Source organism: Streptomyces sp. NPDC046939, assembly GCF_040644575.1.
Classification (GTDB): Bacteria; Actinomycetota; Actinomycetes; order Streptomycetales; family Streptomycetaceae; genus Streptomyces.
This window is the reverse complement of sequence record NZ_JBEYWV010000054.1, coordinates 16,932-32,576: the sequence shown is the minus strand read 5'-3', so window position 1 is coordinate 32,576 and position 15,645 is coordinate 16,932. Positions and strand designations below refer to the sequence as shown.

Here is a 15,645-nt window from a genome sequence, read left to right as displayed (position 1 = left end):
GCGCCTCCCCCCCTCGTTTTTTTGTTTCGTGGGGGGGTGGGGGGGGGGGGCCCCCCCCCCCCCCCCCCCCGACCCCGCGACCCCCGTTTCAGACCACAGACTTACAACCCTGAGAGGGATTGACGCATAGTGCTCGACGTCAACTTCTTCGATGAGCTCCGGATCGGTCTGGCCACCGCTGACGACATCCGTCAGTGGAGCCACGGCGAGGTCAAGAAGCCCGAGACCATCAACTACCGCACCCTCAAGCCGGAAAAGGACGGGCTCTTCTGCGAGAAGATCTTCGGCCCCACCCGGGACTGGGAGTGCTACTGCGGCAAGTACAAGCGTGTCCGCTTCAAGGGCATCATCTGCGAGCGCTGTGGCGTCGAGGTCACCCGCGCCAAGGTGCGCCGTGAGCGGATGGGCCACATCGAGCTCGCCGCGCCCGTCACGCACATCTGGTACTTCAAGGGCGTTCCGTCGCGTCTGGGCTACCTGCTCGACCTCGCCCCGAAGGACCTCGAGAAGGTCATCTACTTCGCCGCGTACATGATCACGTACGTGGACGAGGAGCGCCGTACCCGCGACCTGCCCTCCCTGGAGGCGCACGTCCAGGTCGAGCGCCAGCAGGTGGAGAACCGCCGCGACTCCGACCTGGAGGCCCGCGCCAAGAAGCTCGAGTCCGACCTGGCCGAGCTGGAGGCCGAGGGTGCCAAGGCCGATGTGCGCCGCAAGGTGCGCGAGGGTGCCGAGCGTGAGATGAAGCAGCTGCGCGATCGTGCGCAGCGCGAGATCGACCGTCTGGACGAGGTCTGGTCGCGCTTCAAGAACCTCAAGGTCCAGGACCTCGAGGGCGACGAGCTGCTCTACCGCGAGCTGCGTGACCGTTTCGGCACGTACTTCGACGGCTCGATGGGCGCCGCCGCGCTGCAGAAGCGCCTGGAGTCCTTCGACCTCGACGAGGAGGCCGAGCGCCTCCGCGAGATCATCCGTACCGGCAAGGGCCAGAAGAAGACCCGTGCGCTCAAGCGCCTCAAGGTCGTCTCCGCGTTCCTGCAGACCAGCAACAGCCCCAAGGGCATGGTGCTCGACTGCGTGCCGGTCATCCCGCCGGACCTGCGTCCGATGGTGCAGCTCGACGGTGGCCGCTTCGCGACCTCCGACCTCAACGACCTGTACCGCCGCGTCATCAACCGCAACAACCGCCTGAAGCGGCTTCTCGACCTCGGCGCGCCCGAGATCATCGTGAACAACGAGAAGCGCATGCTCCAGGAGGCCGTCGACGCGCTCTTCGACAACGGCCGTCGTGGTCGCCCGGTCACGGGCCCCGGCAACCGTCCGCTGAAGTCGCTGTCCGACATGCTCAAGGGCAAGCAGGGTCGTTTCCGTCAGAACCTGCTCGGCAAGCGAGTCGACTACTCGGCGCGTTCCGTCATCGTCGTCGGCCCGCAGCTGAAGCTGCACCAGTGCGGTCTCCCGAAGGCCATGGCGCTTGAGCTCTTCAAGCCGTTCGTGATGAAGCGCCTGGTCGACCTGAACCACGCGCAGAACATCAAGAGCGCCAAGCGCATGGTCGAGCGCGGCCGCACGGTCGTGTACGACGTCCTGGAAGAGGTCATCGCCGAGCACCCGGTTCTGCTGAACCGTGCGCCGACGCTGCACCGCCTCGGCATCCAGGCCTTCGAGCCGCAGCTGGTCGAGGGCAAGGCCATCCAGATCCACCCGCTCGTCTGCACCGCGTTCAACGCGGACTTCGACGGTGACCAGATGGCCGTCCACCTGCCGCTCTCCGCGGAGGCGCAGGCCGAGGCGCGCATCCTGATGCTCTCCTCGAACAACATCCTCAAGCCGGCCGACGGCCGCCCGGTGACGATGCCGACCCAGGACATGGTCCTCGGTCTGTTCTTCCTCACCACCGACGGCGAGCTGCGTGACACCAAGGGCGAGGGCCGTTCGTTCGGCTCCACGGCCGAGGCGATCATGGCGTTCGACGCCGGTGAGCTGGCGCTGCAGTCGCAGGTCGACATCCGCTTCCCGGTCGGCACCATGCCGCCGCGCGGCTGGACCCCGCCGGCCGTCGAGGAGGGCGAGCCGGAGTACCAGCCGGGCGACAGCTTCCGGCTGCGTACGTCCCTGGGCCGCGCGCTCTTCAACGAGCTGCTGCCCGAGGACTACCCGTTCGTCGACTACTCGGTGGGCAAGAAGCAGCTCTCCGAGATCGTCAACGACCTGGCCGAGCGCTACCCCAAGGTCATCGTGGCGGCGACGCTCGACAACCTGAAGGCGGCGGGCTTCTACTGGGCGACCCGTTCCGGTGTCACCGTGGCCATCTCCGACGTCGTCGTTCCCGAGGCGAAGAAGGAGATCGTCGCGGGCTACGAGGCGCAGGACGAGAAGGTCCAGAAGCAGTACGAGCGTGGTCTCATCACGAAGGAAGAGCGCACTCAGGAGCTCATCGCGATCTGGACCAAGGCGACCAACGAGGTCGCCGAGGCGATGAACGCGAACTTCCCGAAGACCAACCCCATCTTCATGATGGTCGACTCGGGTGCCCGAGGAAACATGATGCAGATGCGCCAGATCGCCGGTATGCGCGGTCTGGTGTCGAACGCCAAGAACGAGACGATCCCGCGTCCGATCAAGGCCTCGTTCCGCGAGGGCCTGTCGGTGCTCGAGTACTTCATCTCGACGCACGGTGCTCGTAAGGGTCTGGCGGACACCGCTCTGCGTACGGCCGACTCGGGTTACCTCACCCGTCGTCTGGTCGACGTCTCGCAGGACGTCATCATCCGCGAGGAGGACTGCGGCACCGACCGTGGCCTCAAGCTCCAGATCGCGGAGCGCGGCGCCGACGGCGTCCTTCGCAAGACGGACGACGTCGAGACCAGCGTGTACGCCCGCATGCTCGCCGAGGACATCGTCGTCGACGGCAAGGTCATCGCGCCGGCCAACGTCGACCTGGGTGACGTGCTCATCGACCAGCTGGTCGCGCACGGCGTCGAGGTCGTCAAGACCCGCTCGGTCCTCACCTGCGAGTCGGCGGTCGGTACCTGTGCCTACTGCTACGGCCGTTCGCTGGCCACCGGCAAGCTGGTCGACATCGGTGAGGCGGTCGGCATCATCGCCGCCCAGTCCATCGGTGAGCCCGGTACCCAGCTCACGATGCGTACCTTCCACACCGGTGGTGTGGCCGGTGACGACATCACCCAGGGTCTGCCCCGTGTCGTCGAGCTCTTCGAGGCTCGTACGCCGAAGGGTGTCGCCCCGATCTCCGAGGCCGCGGGCCGTGTCCGCATCGAGGAGACCGAGAAGACCAAGAAGATCGTCGTCACCCCGGACGACGGCAGCGACGAGACGGCGTACCCGATCTCGAAGCGTGCCCGTCTGCTCGTGGGCGAGGGCGACCACGTCGAGGTGGGCCAGAAGCTCACCGTGGGTGCCACCAACCCGCACGACGTGCTGCGCATTCTGGGCCAGCGTGCCGTCCAGGTCCACCTGGTCGGCGAGGTCCAGAAGGTCTACAACTCGCAGGGTGTGTCGATCCACGACAAGCACATCGAGATCATCATCCGGCAGATGCTGCGCCGTGTGACGATCATCGAGTCCGGTGACGCGGAGCTGCTGCCGGGCGAGCTCGTCGAGCGCTCGAAGTTCGAGACCGAGAACCGTCGGGTCGTGACGGAAGGCGGCCACCCGGCCTCCGGCCGTCCGCAGCTGATGGGTATCACCAAGGCCTCGCTGGCGACGGAGTCCTGGCTGTCGGCCGCCTCCTTCCAGGAGACGACCCGAGTGCTGACGGACGCGGCGATCAACGCCAAGTCCGACAGCCTCATCGGCCTCAAGGAGAACGTCATCATCGGTAAGCTCATCCCGGCCGGTACGGGTCTGTCCCGCTACCGCAACATCCGGGTGGAGCCCACCGAGGAGGCCAAGGCCGCGATGTACTCGGCCGTCGGCTACGACGACATCGACTACTCGCCGTTCGGCACCGGCTCCGGCCAGGCCGTCCCGCTGGAGGACTACGACTACGGTCCGTACAACCAGTAAGCGCGCAGTCGCCTGAACCGCAGGGCGGTCATCTCCGGATTTTCCGGGAGGTGGCCGCCCTGCGGCGTAGTGACGCATGATGGGGGGCACGCAAAGTGTCCGGGTCCCGGGGGAGTGGTCTCGTGTCGAATTCTTCGTGGCAGCCGGCGCCCTGGCCGCCGCAGAGCCCGCAGTCGTCCATGCTCGCCGCGCACACGGACCGGGAGCGGGCCGTGGATGTGCTGCGGGCCGGGTTCGCCGAGGGGCGGCTGCCGCAGGAGGAGTACGAGAAGCGGGTGGAGCGGGCGTATCAGGCGCGGACCGTGGGCGAGCTGCATGTGCTTGTCGCGGATCTGCCGCAGGGGCCCGTGCCGCAGCAGCAGCCGATGCAGACCATGGCGCCCGTGCCGCGGACGTTCCTGCCGATGCCTCCGCCGCCCGCGCCGACCAACGGGAAGGCGATCGGGGCGCTCGTGTGCGGGGTCTCCACCTTCTTCTCGGTGGGGCTGACCGGTGTTCCCGCCGTCGTCCTGGGGCACATGGCGCGCGCGGAGATCAAGCGCACGGGGGAGCAGGGCGACGGGATGGCCGTGGCCGGGATCGTGCTGGGGTGGCTGACGATCGTCGGCTGGGTGTTGTTCCTCACTGCCATCGTCGTCGCGGCGGGCTCTTCGGGCGCCTGAGCTGCCCCGGCGTGTCCGGGCTGTGGGGTATTTGTTTTGACCACAGCCTATGAGATAGGTACGCTCAGACCTTGTGCCTGGGGTGTGCCTGGGCTCGTGTGCGTGTCCTCAACCGCACGGCGAGTCCGGATCGATACCGGTTCTGGTTCAGATCAACGGTTTAGATCAAGGTCACCGCAATCTGCCGCTCTCTCGCCTTGTCGCGGGGGTCTGCAGTATTCGACACACCCGACCGCGTGGGTCGGAGGGCGTTCCAGGTTAGCTTTACTGTTCGGCACACAGAAACCGGAGAAGTAGTGCCTACGATCCAGCAGCTGGTCCGTAAGGGCCGGCAGGACAAGGTCGAGAAGAACAAGACGCCCGCGCTCGAGGGTTCGCCCCAGCGCCGTGGCGTCTGCACGCGTGTGTTCACGACCACCCCGAAGAAGCCGAACTCGGCCCTCCGTAAGGTCGCGCGTGTGCGTCTGACCTCGGGCATCGAGGTCACGGCCTACATCCCGGGTGAGGGACACAACCTGCAGGAGCACTCCATCGTGCTCGTGCGTGGCGGCCGTGTGAAGGACCTGCCTGGTGTTCGCTACAAGATCATCCGCGGCTCCCTCGACACCCAGGGTGTCAAGAACCGCAAGCAGGCCCGCAGCCGCTACGGCGCCAAGAAGGAGAAGTAAGAATGCCTCGTAAGGGCCCCGCCCCGAAGCGCCCGGTCATCATCGACCCGGTCTACGGTTCTCCTCTGGTGACCTCCCTCATCAACAAGGTGCTGCTGAACGGCAAGCGCTCCACCGCCGAGCGCATCGTGTACGGCGCCATGGAGGGCCTGCGCGAGAAGTCGGGCAACGACCCGGTCATCACGCTGAAGCGCGCACTGGAGAACATCAAGCCGACCCTCGAGGTCAAGTCCCGCCGTGTCGGTGGCGCCACCTACCAGGTGCCGATCGAGGTCAAGCCCGGTCGCGCCAACACGCTCGCGCTCCGCTGGCTCGTCGGTTACTCGCGCGCCCGCCGCGAGAAGACGATGACCGAGCGTCTGACGAACGAGCTGCTCGACGCCTCGAACGGCCTCGGCGCTGCCGTCAAGAAGCGCGAGGACACGCACAAGATGGCCGAGTCCAACAAGGCCTTCGCGCACTACCGCTGGTAGTCGCTACCCACATCGAGACCGAGAGAAGACTGAAGCCTTATGGCTACCACTTCACTTGACCTGGCCAAGGTCCGCAACATCGGGATCATGGCCCACATCGACGCGGGCAAGACGACGACGACCGAGCGGATCCTGTTCTACACGGGCGTGTCGTACAAGATCGGTGAGGTCCACGACGGCGCCGCCACGATGGACTGGATGGAGCAGGAGCAGGAGCGTGGCATCACGATCACGTCCGCTGCCACCACCTGCCACTGGCCGCTCGACAACAACGACTACACGATCAACATCATCGACACCCCGGGCCACGTCGACTTCACCGTCGAGGTGGAGCGTTCCCTGCGTGTGCTCGACGGTGCCGTGACCGTGTTCGACGGTGTCGCCGGCGTCGAGCCGCAGTCCGAGACGGTGTGGCGTCAGGCCGACCGTTACGGCGTGCCGCGCATCTGCTTCGTCAACAAGCTGGACCGCACGGGTGCGGAGTTCCACCGCTGCGTCGACATGATCGTCGACCGCCTCGGTGCGACCCCGCTCGTCATGCAGCTCCCGATCGGTGCCGAGGCCGACTTCCAGGGCGTCGTCGACCTCGTCACGATGAAGGCGTTCGTCTGGTCGGCCGAGGCCGCCAAGGGCGAGGCCTACGACATCGTCGACATCCCCGCCACGCACGTCGAGGCTGCCGAGGAGTACCGCGGCAAGCTGCTCGAGGCCGTCGCGGAGAACGACGAGGAGATGATGGAGCTGTTCCTGGAGGGCACCGAGCCCACCGTGGAGCAGCTGCACGCCGCCGTGCGTCGCATCACCATCGCCTCCGGCAAGGGCGGCGACACCACCGTCACCCCCGTGTTCTGCGGCACCGCGTTCAAGAACAAGGGCGTTCAGCCCCTGCTCGACGCCGTCGTGCGTTACCTTCCGACTCCGCTCGACGTCGAGGCCATCGAGGGCCACGCCGTCAACGACCCGGAGGAGGTCGTCAAGCGCAAGCCGTCGGACGACGAGCCGCTGGCCGCTCTGGCCTTCAAGATCATGAGCGACCCGCACCTCGGCAAGCTCACCTTCGTCCGGGTCTACTCGGGCCGCCTGGAGTCCGGCACCGCGGTGCTGAACTCCGTGAAGGGCAAGAAGGAGCGCATCGGCAAGATCTACCGTATGCACGCGAACAAGCGTGAGGAGATCGAGTCGGTGGGCGCCGGTGACATCGTCGCCGTCATGGGTCTGAAGCAGACCACCACGGGCGAGACGCTCTGTGACGACAAGGCCCCGGTCATCCTGGAGTCCATGGACTTCCCGGCGCCGGTCATCCAGGTCGCCATCGAGCCGAAGTCCAAGGGTGACCAGGAGAAGCTGGGCGTTGCCATCCAGCGTCTCTCGGAGGAGGACCCCTCCTTCCAGGTTCACTCGGACGAGGAGACCGGCCAGACCATCATCGGTGGTATGGGCGAGCTTCACCTCGAGGTGCTCGTCGACCGCATGAAGCGCGAGTTCCGCGTCGAGGCGAACGTCGGCAAGCCGCAGGTCGCGTACCGCGAGACGATCCGTCGGGCCGTCGAGCGCGTGGACTTCACCCACAAGAAGCAGACCGGTGGTACCGGTCAGTTCGCCAAGGTGCAGATCGCGATCGAGCCCATCGAGGGCGGCGAGGCGTCGTACGAGTTCGTCAACAAGGTCACCGGTGGCCGCATCCCCCGGGAGTACATCCCGTCGGTGGACGCGGGTGCGCAGGAAGCCATGCAGTTCGGCATCCTCGCCGGCTACGAGATGACGGGCGTCCGCGTCACGCTTCTCGACGGTGCCTACCACGAGGTCGACTCCTCCGAGCTGGCCTTCAAGATCGCCGGTTCGCAGGCCTTCAAGGAGGCCGCGCGTCAGGCGAAGCCCGTGCTCCTCGAGCCGATGATGGCCGTCGAGGTCACCACGCCCGAGGACTACATGGGTGACGTCATCGGCGACATCAACTCCCGCCGTGGCCAGATCCAGGCCATGGAGGAGCGCAGCGGCGCTCGCGTCGTGAAGGGCCTCGTGCCCCTCTCGGAGATGTTCGGCTACGTCGGAGACCTCCGCAGCAAGACGTCGGGTCGCGCAAGCTACTCAATGCAGTTCGACTCCTACGCCGAGGTTCCGCGGAACGTCGCCGAGGAGATCATCGCGAAGGCCAAGGGCGAGTAACTCACCCGAGTTCACGCTTTAGGCTTGACACCATCCGCCGGGGTTCGACCCCGCAAGGCAAGACCCCGGCGGCTGGCTTCCCAGCAAAGATCACCTGGCGCCGATGAAGCAAGGCGTACAGAACCACTCCACAGGAGGACCCAGTGGCGAAGGCGAAGTTCGAGCGGACTAAGCCGCACGTCAACATCGGCACCATCGGTCACATCGACCACGGTAAGACGACCCTCACGGCCGCCATTACCAAGGTGCTGCACGACGCGTACCCGGACCTGAACGAGGCCTCGGCCTTCGACCAGATCGACAAGGCTCCTGAGGAGCGCCAGCGCGGTATCACCATCTCGATCGCGCACGTCGAGTACCAGACGGAGACGCGTCACTACGCGCACGTCGACTGCCCCGGTCACGCGGACTACATCAAGAACATGATCACGGGTGCCGCGCAGATGGACGGCGCCATCCTCGTGGTCGCCGCCACCGACGGCCCGATGCCGCAGACCAAGGAGCACGTGCTCCTGGCCCGCCAGGTCGGCGTTCCGTACATCGTCGTCGCCCTGAACAAGGCCGACATGGTGGACGACGAGGAGATCCTGGAGCTCGTCGAGCTCGAGGTCCGTGAGCTCCTCTCCGAGTACGAGTTCCCGGGCGACGACGTTCCGGTCGTCAAGGTCTCCGCTCTGAAGGCCCTTGAGGGCGACAAGGAGTGGGGCAACTCGGTCCTCGAGCTCATGAAGGCCGTGGACGAGTCCATCCCGGAGCCCGAGCGCGACGTCGACAAGCCGTTCCTGATGCCGATCGAGGACGTCTTCACGATCACCGGTCGTGGCACCGTCGTCACCGGCCGCATCGAGCGTGGTGTCCTCAAGGTCAACGAGACCGTCGACATCATCGGCATCAAGACCGAGAAGACCACCACCACGGTCACCGGCATCGAGATGTTCCGCAAGCTGCTCGACGAGGGCCAGGCCGGTGAGAACGTCGGTCTGCTCCTCCGTGGCATCAAGCGCGAGGACGTCGAGCGCGGCCAGGTCATCATCAAGCCCGGTTCGGTCACGCCGCACACCGAGTTCGAGGCCCAGGCCTACATCCTGTCGAAGGACGAGGGTGGCCGTCACACCCCGTTCTTCAACAACTACCGCCCGCAGTTCTACTTCCGTACCACGGACGTGACCGGCGTCGTGACCCTCCCCGAGGGCACCGAGATGGTCATGCCGGGTGACAACACTGAGATGACCGTTGAGCTCATCCAGCCCGTCGCCATGGAAGAGGGCCTGAAGTTCGCCATCCGTGAGGGTGGCCGGACCGTCGGCGCCGGCCAGGTCACCAAGATCAACAAGTAAGTCCGCTTACTTGGGCTTGATGCCTGGTAGCTCCTGCGAGCTCTGAAAGGGCCCGTACGACTTCGGTCGTACGGGCCCTTTCTCATGCCTGGATGTCGATCTAGGGGATGCCGCGCGGTCCGTGCCCGGGACTCGAAGCACACGCGCGGCGGGGCTGAGGTCTCCGTGGGCGGCGCCGCCTGGGCGGAGCCCGGCAGGTACTGCTCAGGCCTGCGTCTGTGACGGGCGCCAGAGCCAAGGGCGGGCGTCCGGGGAGAAGCCCGCGATCGTCGGGCCGCGGCGGCCGACGGTGAGGGACGGGCCGTTCAGGGACACCGGGGCCGTCGCCGGGTGGCTGATCCGGCCGTCGTGGTGGAGCTGGACGCGGCCCGCCAGGTCGTTGCCGACGAGGTAGGGGCCGGCGGCGAGGACAGGACCGTAGCCGGGGAAGTTCACGGCGGGGCCACCGGGGGAGAGCAGGCGGTCGGAGGCGGGCGGGCGGTAGTAGAGCCGGTCGCCCGCCACGGCTATCGCGTCGGCCGGGGTCGGCAGCCCGGTGAGCGGGTCGGGCCCGTCCGGCGTCCAGTGGTGGACGGTGTAGTGGCCGGGCCCGTACACGTGTACCTGGCGGTCGGGGCCGACGACGGCGGTCAGGCCGTCCTGCACGGGCCCGCCGCCGAGATCGTGCCAGGCCGACCACGTACCGGAGGTGTCGCGGACTCGCGTGCTGATGCCCTGGTCGGCGTTGCGTACGAAGAGGTGGACGCGGCCGTCGGGGGCGGTGACGGTGACCGGGACGCCGATGCGGCGGCCGCGGTCGGGGTCGGTCTCCGGGTTGCCGAGGCTGGTCCAGGAGCCGTACTTGCGGGGCCCGCGCTGTTCGAGGACGACGACCTCGCGGACGTTGGAGCCGCCCCTGCCCTCGACCGCGGCGAGCCGCAGCCCGAACACGAGGTGACGGCCGTCGGAGAGCGCGGCGCTGCTGAGCACCGGGGCGAGCGGGCCGCCGCCGAGGTCGACCGGGGCGCCGAAGCCGCCGTCCTTCTCGTCGTAGCGGACCGCGCGCAGGCCGAGGACGCCGTACGCGGTGACGGCGCCGTCCGGGTTCTGCTGGAGGGCGAGGCGCGGGCCCGGGTAGCGGTAGTGGGTGGCGCGGACCCAGCCCTTGCGGTTGGTGAGGGGGCGGTCGCCGCCGACGTTGTAGTCGCCGCAGCCGGAGGGGTTGCCGCAGTCCCAGTCGGGCGCGGCACCGTACGGGACGAGGTGCGCGGCCTTCTCCTTGAGCACCTTCGGGGGGAGGTTCTTGGGCCAGTGGTTGTTGTAGTAGCCGCGGAAGGCGGTGGCGACGAACGCGGGCGGCCCGCCCTTCGCCGTCTGCGCCCAGCGGATCAGCGCGGCCCAGGTGAAGGAGGCGACGGCGGTGTGGTCGGCGTGGTCGGAGAAGCCGATCTGCTCGCTGTCGCGGATCGCGGTGAGCCGGTCGCTGAGCTGGATGTCCGGGTCCGGGTCGAGCGTGTGCACGAGGGTCGGCCGGTAGCGTTCGAAGAGGGCAACGAGGGTGTCGACCAGGGAGTCGTAGTCGTACGTCTGGACGGTGCGCAGCGGTGAACCGGCGGGGACGAGGGTGCGCAGGAGCAGACCGCGCTCGCGCCACATGGAGGGAACGCCCATGTGTCCGAGCGGGGTGTGCATGGACAGGTCGAGGTGGATCAGCTCGACGCGGCGGCCCTGGTGTTCGAGCGTGCTGACCTCGGCCCGGAAGCCGTTGCGCAGGCGCAGGACGCCGTTGTTCCAGCGGGTGAACATGGGCAGCCCGAGCTGGGTCGCGTAGGACTGGCGCAGGCCCTGGTGGCGGGCGGAGGAGTAGGCGGCCTTGTCGGGGCGGGGGTTGCGGTCCTCGGGCGACTTGTTCTGGCCGTGGGCCTCGCCGGCCGTGACGTAGACGCAGACGAGCGGGGTGCCGGCGTCGAGCGAGTGCTGCGTGTCCGGGTTCATGAAGTACAGGTCGTCGTCCGGGTGGGCGAGGATCTGCATCTGCAGCGCGCGCTCCGCTTGGGCGGCGGGGCGGCCGGTCGCGGGGGACGGGGCGGTGGTGTGCGGCGGGGTGGAGGGCGTCACGCGGGAGCAGGCGCTGAGGGCTCCCGCCCCGGCGAGGGCGGCACCGGCGGTGAGGATCCCGCGCCGCGATATCCCAGGGCGCTCCGCCCTCTGGGATATAGCTCCGCTAACGGGCTTTTCGGACCCAAATATCGCAGGTCGCTTCCGCACGGTGACGCTCACTCCGTCCGCTGATGAGGCAGCGGTCGACAGTGCGCTCGCCTCTGTTCAGGTGTTTCACCTGGGTAGAGGGGGGAAAGGGAATTCAGGTTCCATGTGCGTACATGTTCTGTTCATAAGTCGTTCCGGACGCACCAGGAGGAGCCGTCACCCCGAACGATGCCTGGTCGGCCTCCTTGACGTGGCAGAACCTGGACCTCATGACGCACCCCTTCGACCCCGAGGGCGCGCTCGACGCGGTCCGTGCGGTGGTAGCTGCCGTCGACCCCGATTCGGGTCGTCGGCGCGGCCTGTGGTCGGACGAGTCGATCGCCAGAGGGCTCGCCGGGCACTACGGGACGTGGGCGGGTGGATGGCTCTACGCGGTGCAGGAGTATCCCGACTCAGGGACCGTCATCACGAGCCTGCCGCCCAGTGGGATCGGCGCCGGTGACCTGGACGCGCAGGCGCGGCGGTACACCAGCGCGCTGCTGCAGTGGCGCGCCTGGCTGGAAGAGCTTGCCGGTGCCTTCGCGCGGCTCGCTCCCGGCGGGGGCGCCGCCGCCGACGCGGGCGAGGTGGTCCGCCTGCGCGAACGCGGGGTGGCTCCGCTCGTGACCCTCGTTGTCGAGCGCACGCAGGCCGGGGGGCTGTGGCTCGGTACGTGTGCGCAGGCGCTCGGCTGGTTCTTCGAGTACACCGGCCTGTCCGTCTAGCGGCCTGTCCGTCGAGGATGCCGCGGAGCTGGCGGCCCAGGTTGTGGACCCTCACTTCGAAAGCTGGGTCGCCCCGGACGAGGAGGCGCTCGACCATGCCCGCGGCGCTGTCGGGGAGCATGGGGCGTGATGATCGGCGGGCGCCCCGTTGCTCACGTACGGCTCCAGTCGTGCAGCACGGCGAGTGCGTAGGCGATACGGATGATCAGGCGCCGGGGTCGACGCGGTAGACCTTGCTGAGGTCCCGGTAGCCGCTCACCGGCGCGGGCACCGGAGGTCCAGCCGGCCGGTGAGCTTCCCCTCCACGTCGGCGGCCAGTTCCCAGCCGAACCCGTAGTGCGCGACCTCCCAGGCGCGGCGGGCGCCGAGCAGCCGGTAATAGCTGTCGTCGATGCCGAGACGGTGGAAGCACCCAAGCACGGCAGCGGGGCAGGGACGCCGGGGCGTATGGGTACACAGTGGAGCCGGTGGTCGACCAGGAGCAGCGGAATGCGGGCGGGCAACCACAGCACGGGGCCCCATACCCACTGCAGGCAATAGCGGCTCCAGACACGCGGCGCCGACTTGTGCGGGCGGGGAGCCCAGGCGCGGGCGCGTATCACTCATGCGGCTCGGTACTTCAACGTCAACCACTTCGGTGCGTCCTCCACGTCCGCCGTGTAGCCGTACTCCTGGGCGATCTGGACGGCGCGTGCCACGCCGAGCTGCCGGTAGTAGCTGTCGTCGATCTCGATGCGACCGTCCCGGTGGCGCCATGTCGTGCCGCTGCTCTGACGGCCTTCAAGGACCGGTGACCGGTTGTCGAACAGGGCCCGCAGCTGGTCCTCCAACCAGGGGAGGTCGGCGGAGCACTCCCTGCGCATGCGCTTGCGGTTCAGCCACACGCGGCGGCGCGCGCGGAACCGGCGGCCGGTACCGGGCATGCCCGGCGCGTCGAGGTCCCAGAGGAAGGTAAAGGGGAGGAACACGAAGTACAGGGACACCAGGATCAGCCAGGGCACCAGCCACAGCGCGCAGAGCAGTGGGAACCACAGCCATTGCAGTGCGTAGCGCACGCGCGCCGCTGTGAGCGACCTCGGGGGCCCGCTGCTCAAGTGCGGCTCCGACGGCTCCAGTCGTGCAGGACAGCGAGCGGGTAGGCGATACGGATGTCGATGTGCCGGGGCTCGACGCGGTAGACCTTGGTGATGCCCCGGTAGTCAAGGACCGTACGGAGGCCACGCCCTCGCCATCTGACGCGGGTCGGAGGCCTCCAGTTGGAGTCGGTCGTGTCGCCCTCGATCAGGGCGTATACGACGGAAAACACCGCGGCGATCAGCCACACCGGGTACGTCACCACGTACCCCAGCCACGCGTACCAGGTCCCGGTCCGGCCGGTGAATCCAGCGGCGGACCACCGGGTGCGCCGCGGCCAGGGCAGGAAGCGACCGACCCGGTACGTGACGCGGGCCAGCGGCGCGCCGTCCGCGCCGTGCACATCGAAGGCGCCGGAGTCCGCGGGGTGGACGGAACACAGCAGCTCGCCGCTACCGCCCTGGACCCAGAACGGCACCGGCGCCGACAGGGACAAGGGCGCGTTGGTCCGCGGCACGCAGACCCGGGCCACAGGCGGGGCCAGCGGGTCTGCGCCCGACAGCCGCAGCGTCGCAGCCATCTCCAGACCCGGCGGAAGGCCCGGCACCTCGCCTAGGGGGATCGGGTTGTTGGAGCTGACCGCAAACGCGTACCGGGGTGGGACGGCCATGGCCTGGCCGGGCGGGACAGGGGCCCACGGTTGCTGCGGCTGATGGTTCATGCTGCCTTCCGTTTCCCACGGTCAGAACGGATTGAGGGCCGACGCCCGGTTGAGTAGGTTGCCCGCCGTGTCACGTGCGCGGTCAAGGCTTTCGTGCACCTTCTCAGATCCGTACTGGATGTCTTCGCTGAAGTGGCGCACACCCTCCTTGTAGAGGTTGTGGGCGCCGGTGGCCGCCTCGTATCCACGCGCGGTCCACGAGTGGGGGTCGACGTAGTGGCTGATGCGGCCGGCGTCGTCGACGAACGGTTTCACGGAGTCGGCGATCGCGGGGATGCGGCCCAGCGGGGTGTGCTCAACCAGCTTGGGCACCACTTGGTGCAGAGCCGCGTCCGTGATGCCGGTGCCGGCCCGATACAGGTTGCGGTCGCCGAGTTCCCTGGCCACCGCCACCTTGAAGCGGTCCGCGAACGTGTCCGCGGTGATGTGGATGGCATCGGCCTTGCCGCCCAGGGCCCGCGCATTGCGCATGAACCACTTCTCGGCGTCACTGCCCAGTCTGGCCGATCCTCCGACGTGTTGGATGATGTCGTCGGCACGCTTCCACGAGTCCGCGGCTTTGGCTCCGAAGTCGGCCACTTCCATCGGGATCTTGACGCCCTTGAACGCTCCCGTGGCCACTTTCCCCACTCGAAGAAAGTCCCCGAACGGCACGAAGCCGACCACGTCCAGGCCGATGTCGACCCAGCTGCCCTTCTTGGCGCCCGCCGCCCAGCCCAGGCCGTGCATGGCGAGGGCGCCGCCGTTGAGGGCCATACCGATGCCCTCGAAGACTGCCGCGCCGATGATGGTCTCCGAGAAGACGACGGCGAGGACGTCGCAGGCCGCGCTGGCGTAGCCCAGCCAGTCGCCGATCTTGTAGATCGTGTCCGCGTGCTTCTGGATCCACTTCCAGAGGTCGCCGGCCATCTTCTTGAGCTGGTCGCCGATGCCCTTGAGCGTGTCCATGAACTTGTCGAGCAGGCTCTGGTCAGGCGCGAGGTCGGCGGCCTTGCGGATGATGCTTGCCGCGGCGCGGGCCGCCTCGTCGTGGTGCTCCAGGAGGGACCGGGCCTTCCTGATGATGGCGTCGAGGTCGCCCTGCGCCTCGTTCACCCGCTGGACCGCATGGTCCAGGCGCCGCTGTGCGTCGTGCAGGGCCGCATCGGTGTCGAACGTCTTGCCCGCCAGTTTGAGGTCGGGGCTGCCCTGTGCGCTCGTGAGGGTGCGCCGGGCCGCCTCGGCCTCGCGCTCGTAGCGGGCGGCGAGGATCTGGAACTCCGTCAGCCGGGTGTGCCAGGTGTTCAGCGCGTGCGAGGCGTCCGCCACCGAGCTGTGGCCGTCCGCGAGGTACTTGGGCAGAGAGCCGAGCTTCTTGGTGAAGGCCTCGGCGGCCAGGCCCTCCCAGGCCGCGTTCGCCTTCCCCAGTTTGGACAGCGTCCCGTGTGCCTCGCTCAGCCGCTTGCCCGCCGCCTCCAGTGAGGTGACCAGCTTCTGTACGGAAGCAGGTACCCCAGGGGCCGGGTCAAAGCCGAGTGCGTCGTAGGTCTGCGTGGTCATGGAGGCTCCTCGACTGGCTCGGCGC

General features: G+C 68.0%; 12 protein-coding genes. 7 read left to right on the top strand and 5 right to left on the bottom strand.

Annotation, left to right across the window (positions count from 1 at the left end; translation table 11 throughout):
- Positions 1-129: 129 nt before the first annotated feature.
- The 6 genes from ABZ877_RS38335 (at position 130) to tuf (ending at position 9,335) form a co-directional block, all read left to right on the top strand.
- Entirely contained in the window at positions 130-4,029 is a 3,900-nt protein-coding gene (locus ABZ877_RS38335) for a DNA-directed RNA polymerase subunit beta' (RefSeq protein WP_361080993.1), read from the top strand.
- A gap of 179 nt (positions 4,030-4,208) precedes the next feature.
- On the top strand, positions 4,209-4,691 hold the full coding sequence (locus ABZ877_RS38330; protein WP_361080997.1) for a DUF1707 and DUF4190 domain-containing protein: 483 nt from the start codon (positions 4,209-4,211) through the stop codon (positions 4,689-4,691).
- Positions 4,692-4,987: 296 nt separating this feature from the next.
- Complete coding sequence (gene rpsL / locus ABZ877_RS38325) at positions 4,988-5,359, top strand: 30S ribosomal protein S12 (protein ID WP_003948652.1); 372 nt, start codon at positions 4,988-4,990, stop codon at positions 5,357-5,359.
- A 2-nt stretch (positions 5,360-5,361) separates the two neighbouring features.
- Positions 5,362-5,832: a 30S ribosomal protein S7 gene (rpsG, locus tag ABZ877_RS38320; protein ID WP_119286186.1), complete on the top strand. Its 471-nt coding sequence runs from the start codon at positions 5,362-5,364 to the stop codon at positions 5,830-5,832.
- 39 nt (positions 5,833-5,871) lie between these two features.
- On the top strand, positions 5,872-7,998 hold the full coding sequence (gene fusA / locus ABZ877_RS38315; RefSeq protein ID WP_361080990.1) for an elongation factor G: 2,127 nt from the start codon (positions 5,872-5,874) through the stop codon (positions 7,996-7,998).
- Positions 7,999-8,141: 143 nt separating this feature from the next.
- Positions 8,142-9,335: an elongation factor Tu gene (gene tuf / locus ABZ877_RS38310; RefSeq protein WP_361080989.1), complete on the top strand. Its 1,194-nt coding sequence runs from the start codon at positions 8,142-8,144 to the stop codon at positions 9,333-9,335.
- A 204-nt stretch (positions 9,336-9,539) separates the two neighbouring features.
- Here the strand turns inward: tuf and ABZ877_RS38305 are convergent, their stop codons facing one another.
- Complete coding sequence (locus ABZ877_RS38305) at positions 9,540-11,531, bottom strand: PIG-L family deacetylase (RefSeq protein WP_361080995.1); 1,992 nt, start codon at positions 11,529-11,531, stop codon at positions 9,540-9,542.
- 260 nt (positions 11,532-11,791) lie between these two features.
- Between ABZ877_RS38305 and ABZ877_RS38300 the strand changes: the two genes are divergently transcribed.
- A complete protein-coding gene (locus ABZ877_RS38300) occupies positions 11,792-12,286 on the top strand; it encodes a hypothetical protein (RefSeq protein ID WP_361080987.1) in 495 nt (164 codons plus the stop codon).
- Between the two features lie 255 nt (positions 12,287-12,541).
- On the opposite strand, the gene ABZ877_RS38295 is transcribed toward ABZ877_RS38300, so the two are convergent.
- From ABZ877_RS38295 to ABZ877_RS38280, 4 genes are all read right to left on the bottom strand, one after another.
- Complete coding sequence (locus tag ABZ877_RS38295) at positions 12,542-12,706, bottom strand: hypothetical protein (protein ID WP_361080985.1); 165 nt, start codon at positions 12,704-12,706, stop codon at positions 12,542-12,544.
- Positions 12,707-12,888: 182 nt separating this feature from the next.
- Positions 12,889-13,341: a hypothetical protein gene (locus tag ABZ877_RS38290; protein WP_361080983.1), complete on the bottom strand. Its 453-nt coding sequence runs from the start codon at positions 13,339-13,341 to the stop codon at positions 12,889-12,891.
- Positions 13,342-13,376: 35 nt separating this feature from the next.
- Positions 13,377-14,081, bottom strand: coding sequence for a hypothetical protein (locus ABZ877_RS38285; RefSeq protein ID WP_361080981.1), 705 nt, complete (start codon positions 14,079-14,081; stop codon positions 13,377-13,379).
- Positions 14,082-14,102: 21 nt separating this feature from the next.
- The gene (locus tag ABZ877_RS38280) at positions 14,103-15,620 is read right to left on the bottom strand and encodes a putative T7SS-secreted protein (protein ID WP_361080979.1); all 1,518 of its coding nucleotides are present in this window, start codon (positions 15,618-15,620) and stop codon (positions 14,103-14,105) included.
- Positions 15,621-15,645: the final 25 nt, after the last annotated feature.

Bases quoted from the DNA above. Each gene is read 5' to 3' on its own strand.
- ABZ877_RS38300 (WP_361080987.1), top strand. From the start codon at position 11,792: ATGACGCACCCCTTCGACCCCGAGGGCGCGCTCGACGCGGTCCGTGCG.
- rpsG (WP_119286186.1), top strand. From the start codon at position 5,362: ATGCCTCGTAAGGGCCCCGCCCCGAAGCGCCCGGTCATCATCGACCCG.
- ABZ877_RS38330 (WP_361080997.1), top strand. From the start codon at position 4,209: ATGCTCGCCGCGCACACGGACCGGGAGCGGGCCGTGGATGTGCTGCGG.
- ABZ877_RS38285 (WP_361080981.1), bottom strand. From the start codon at position 14,081: ATGAACCATCAGCCGCAGCAACCGTGGGCCCCTGTCCCGCCCGGCCAG.
- ABZ877_RS38280 (WP_361080979.1), bottom strand. From the start codon at position 15,620: ATGACCACGCAGACCTACGACGCACTCGGCTTTGACCCGGCCCCTGGG.
- fusA (WP_361080990.1), top strand. From the start codon at position 5,872: ATGGCTACCACTTCACTTGACCTGGCCAAGGTCCGCAACATCGGGATC.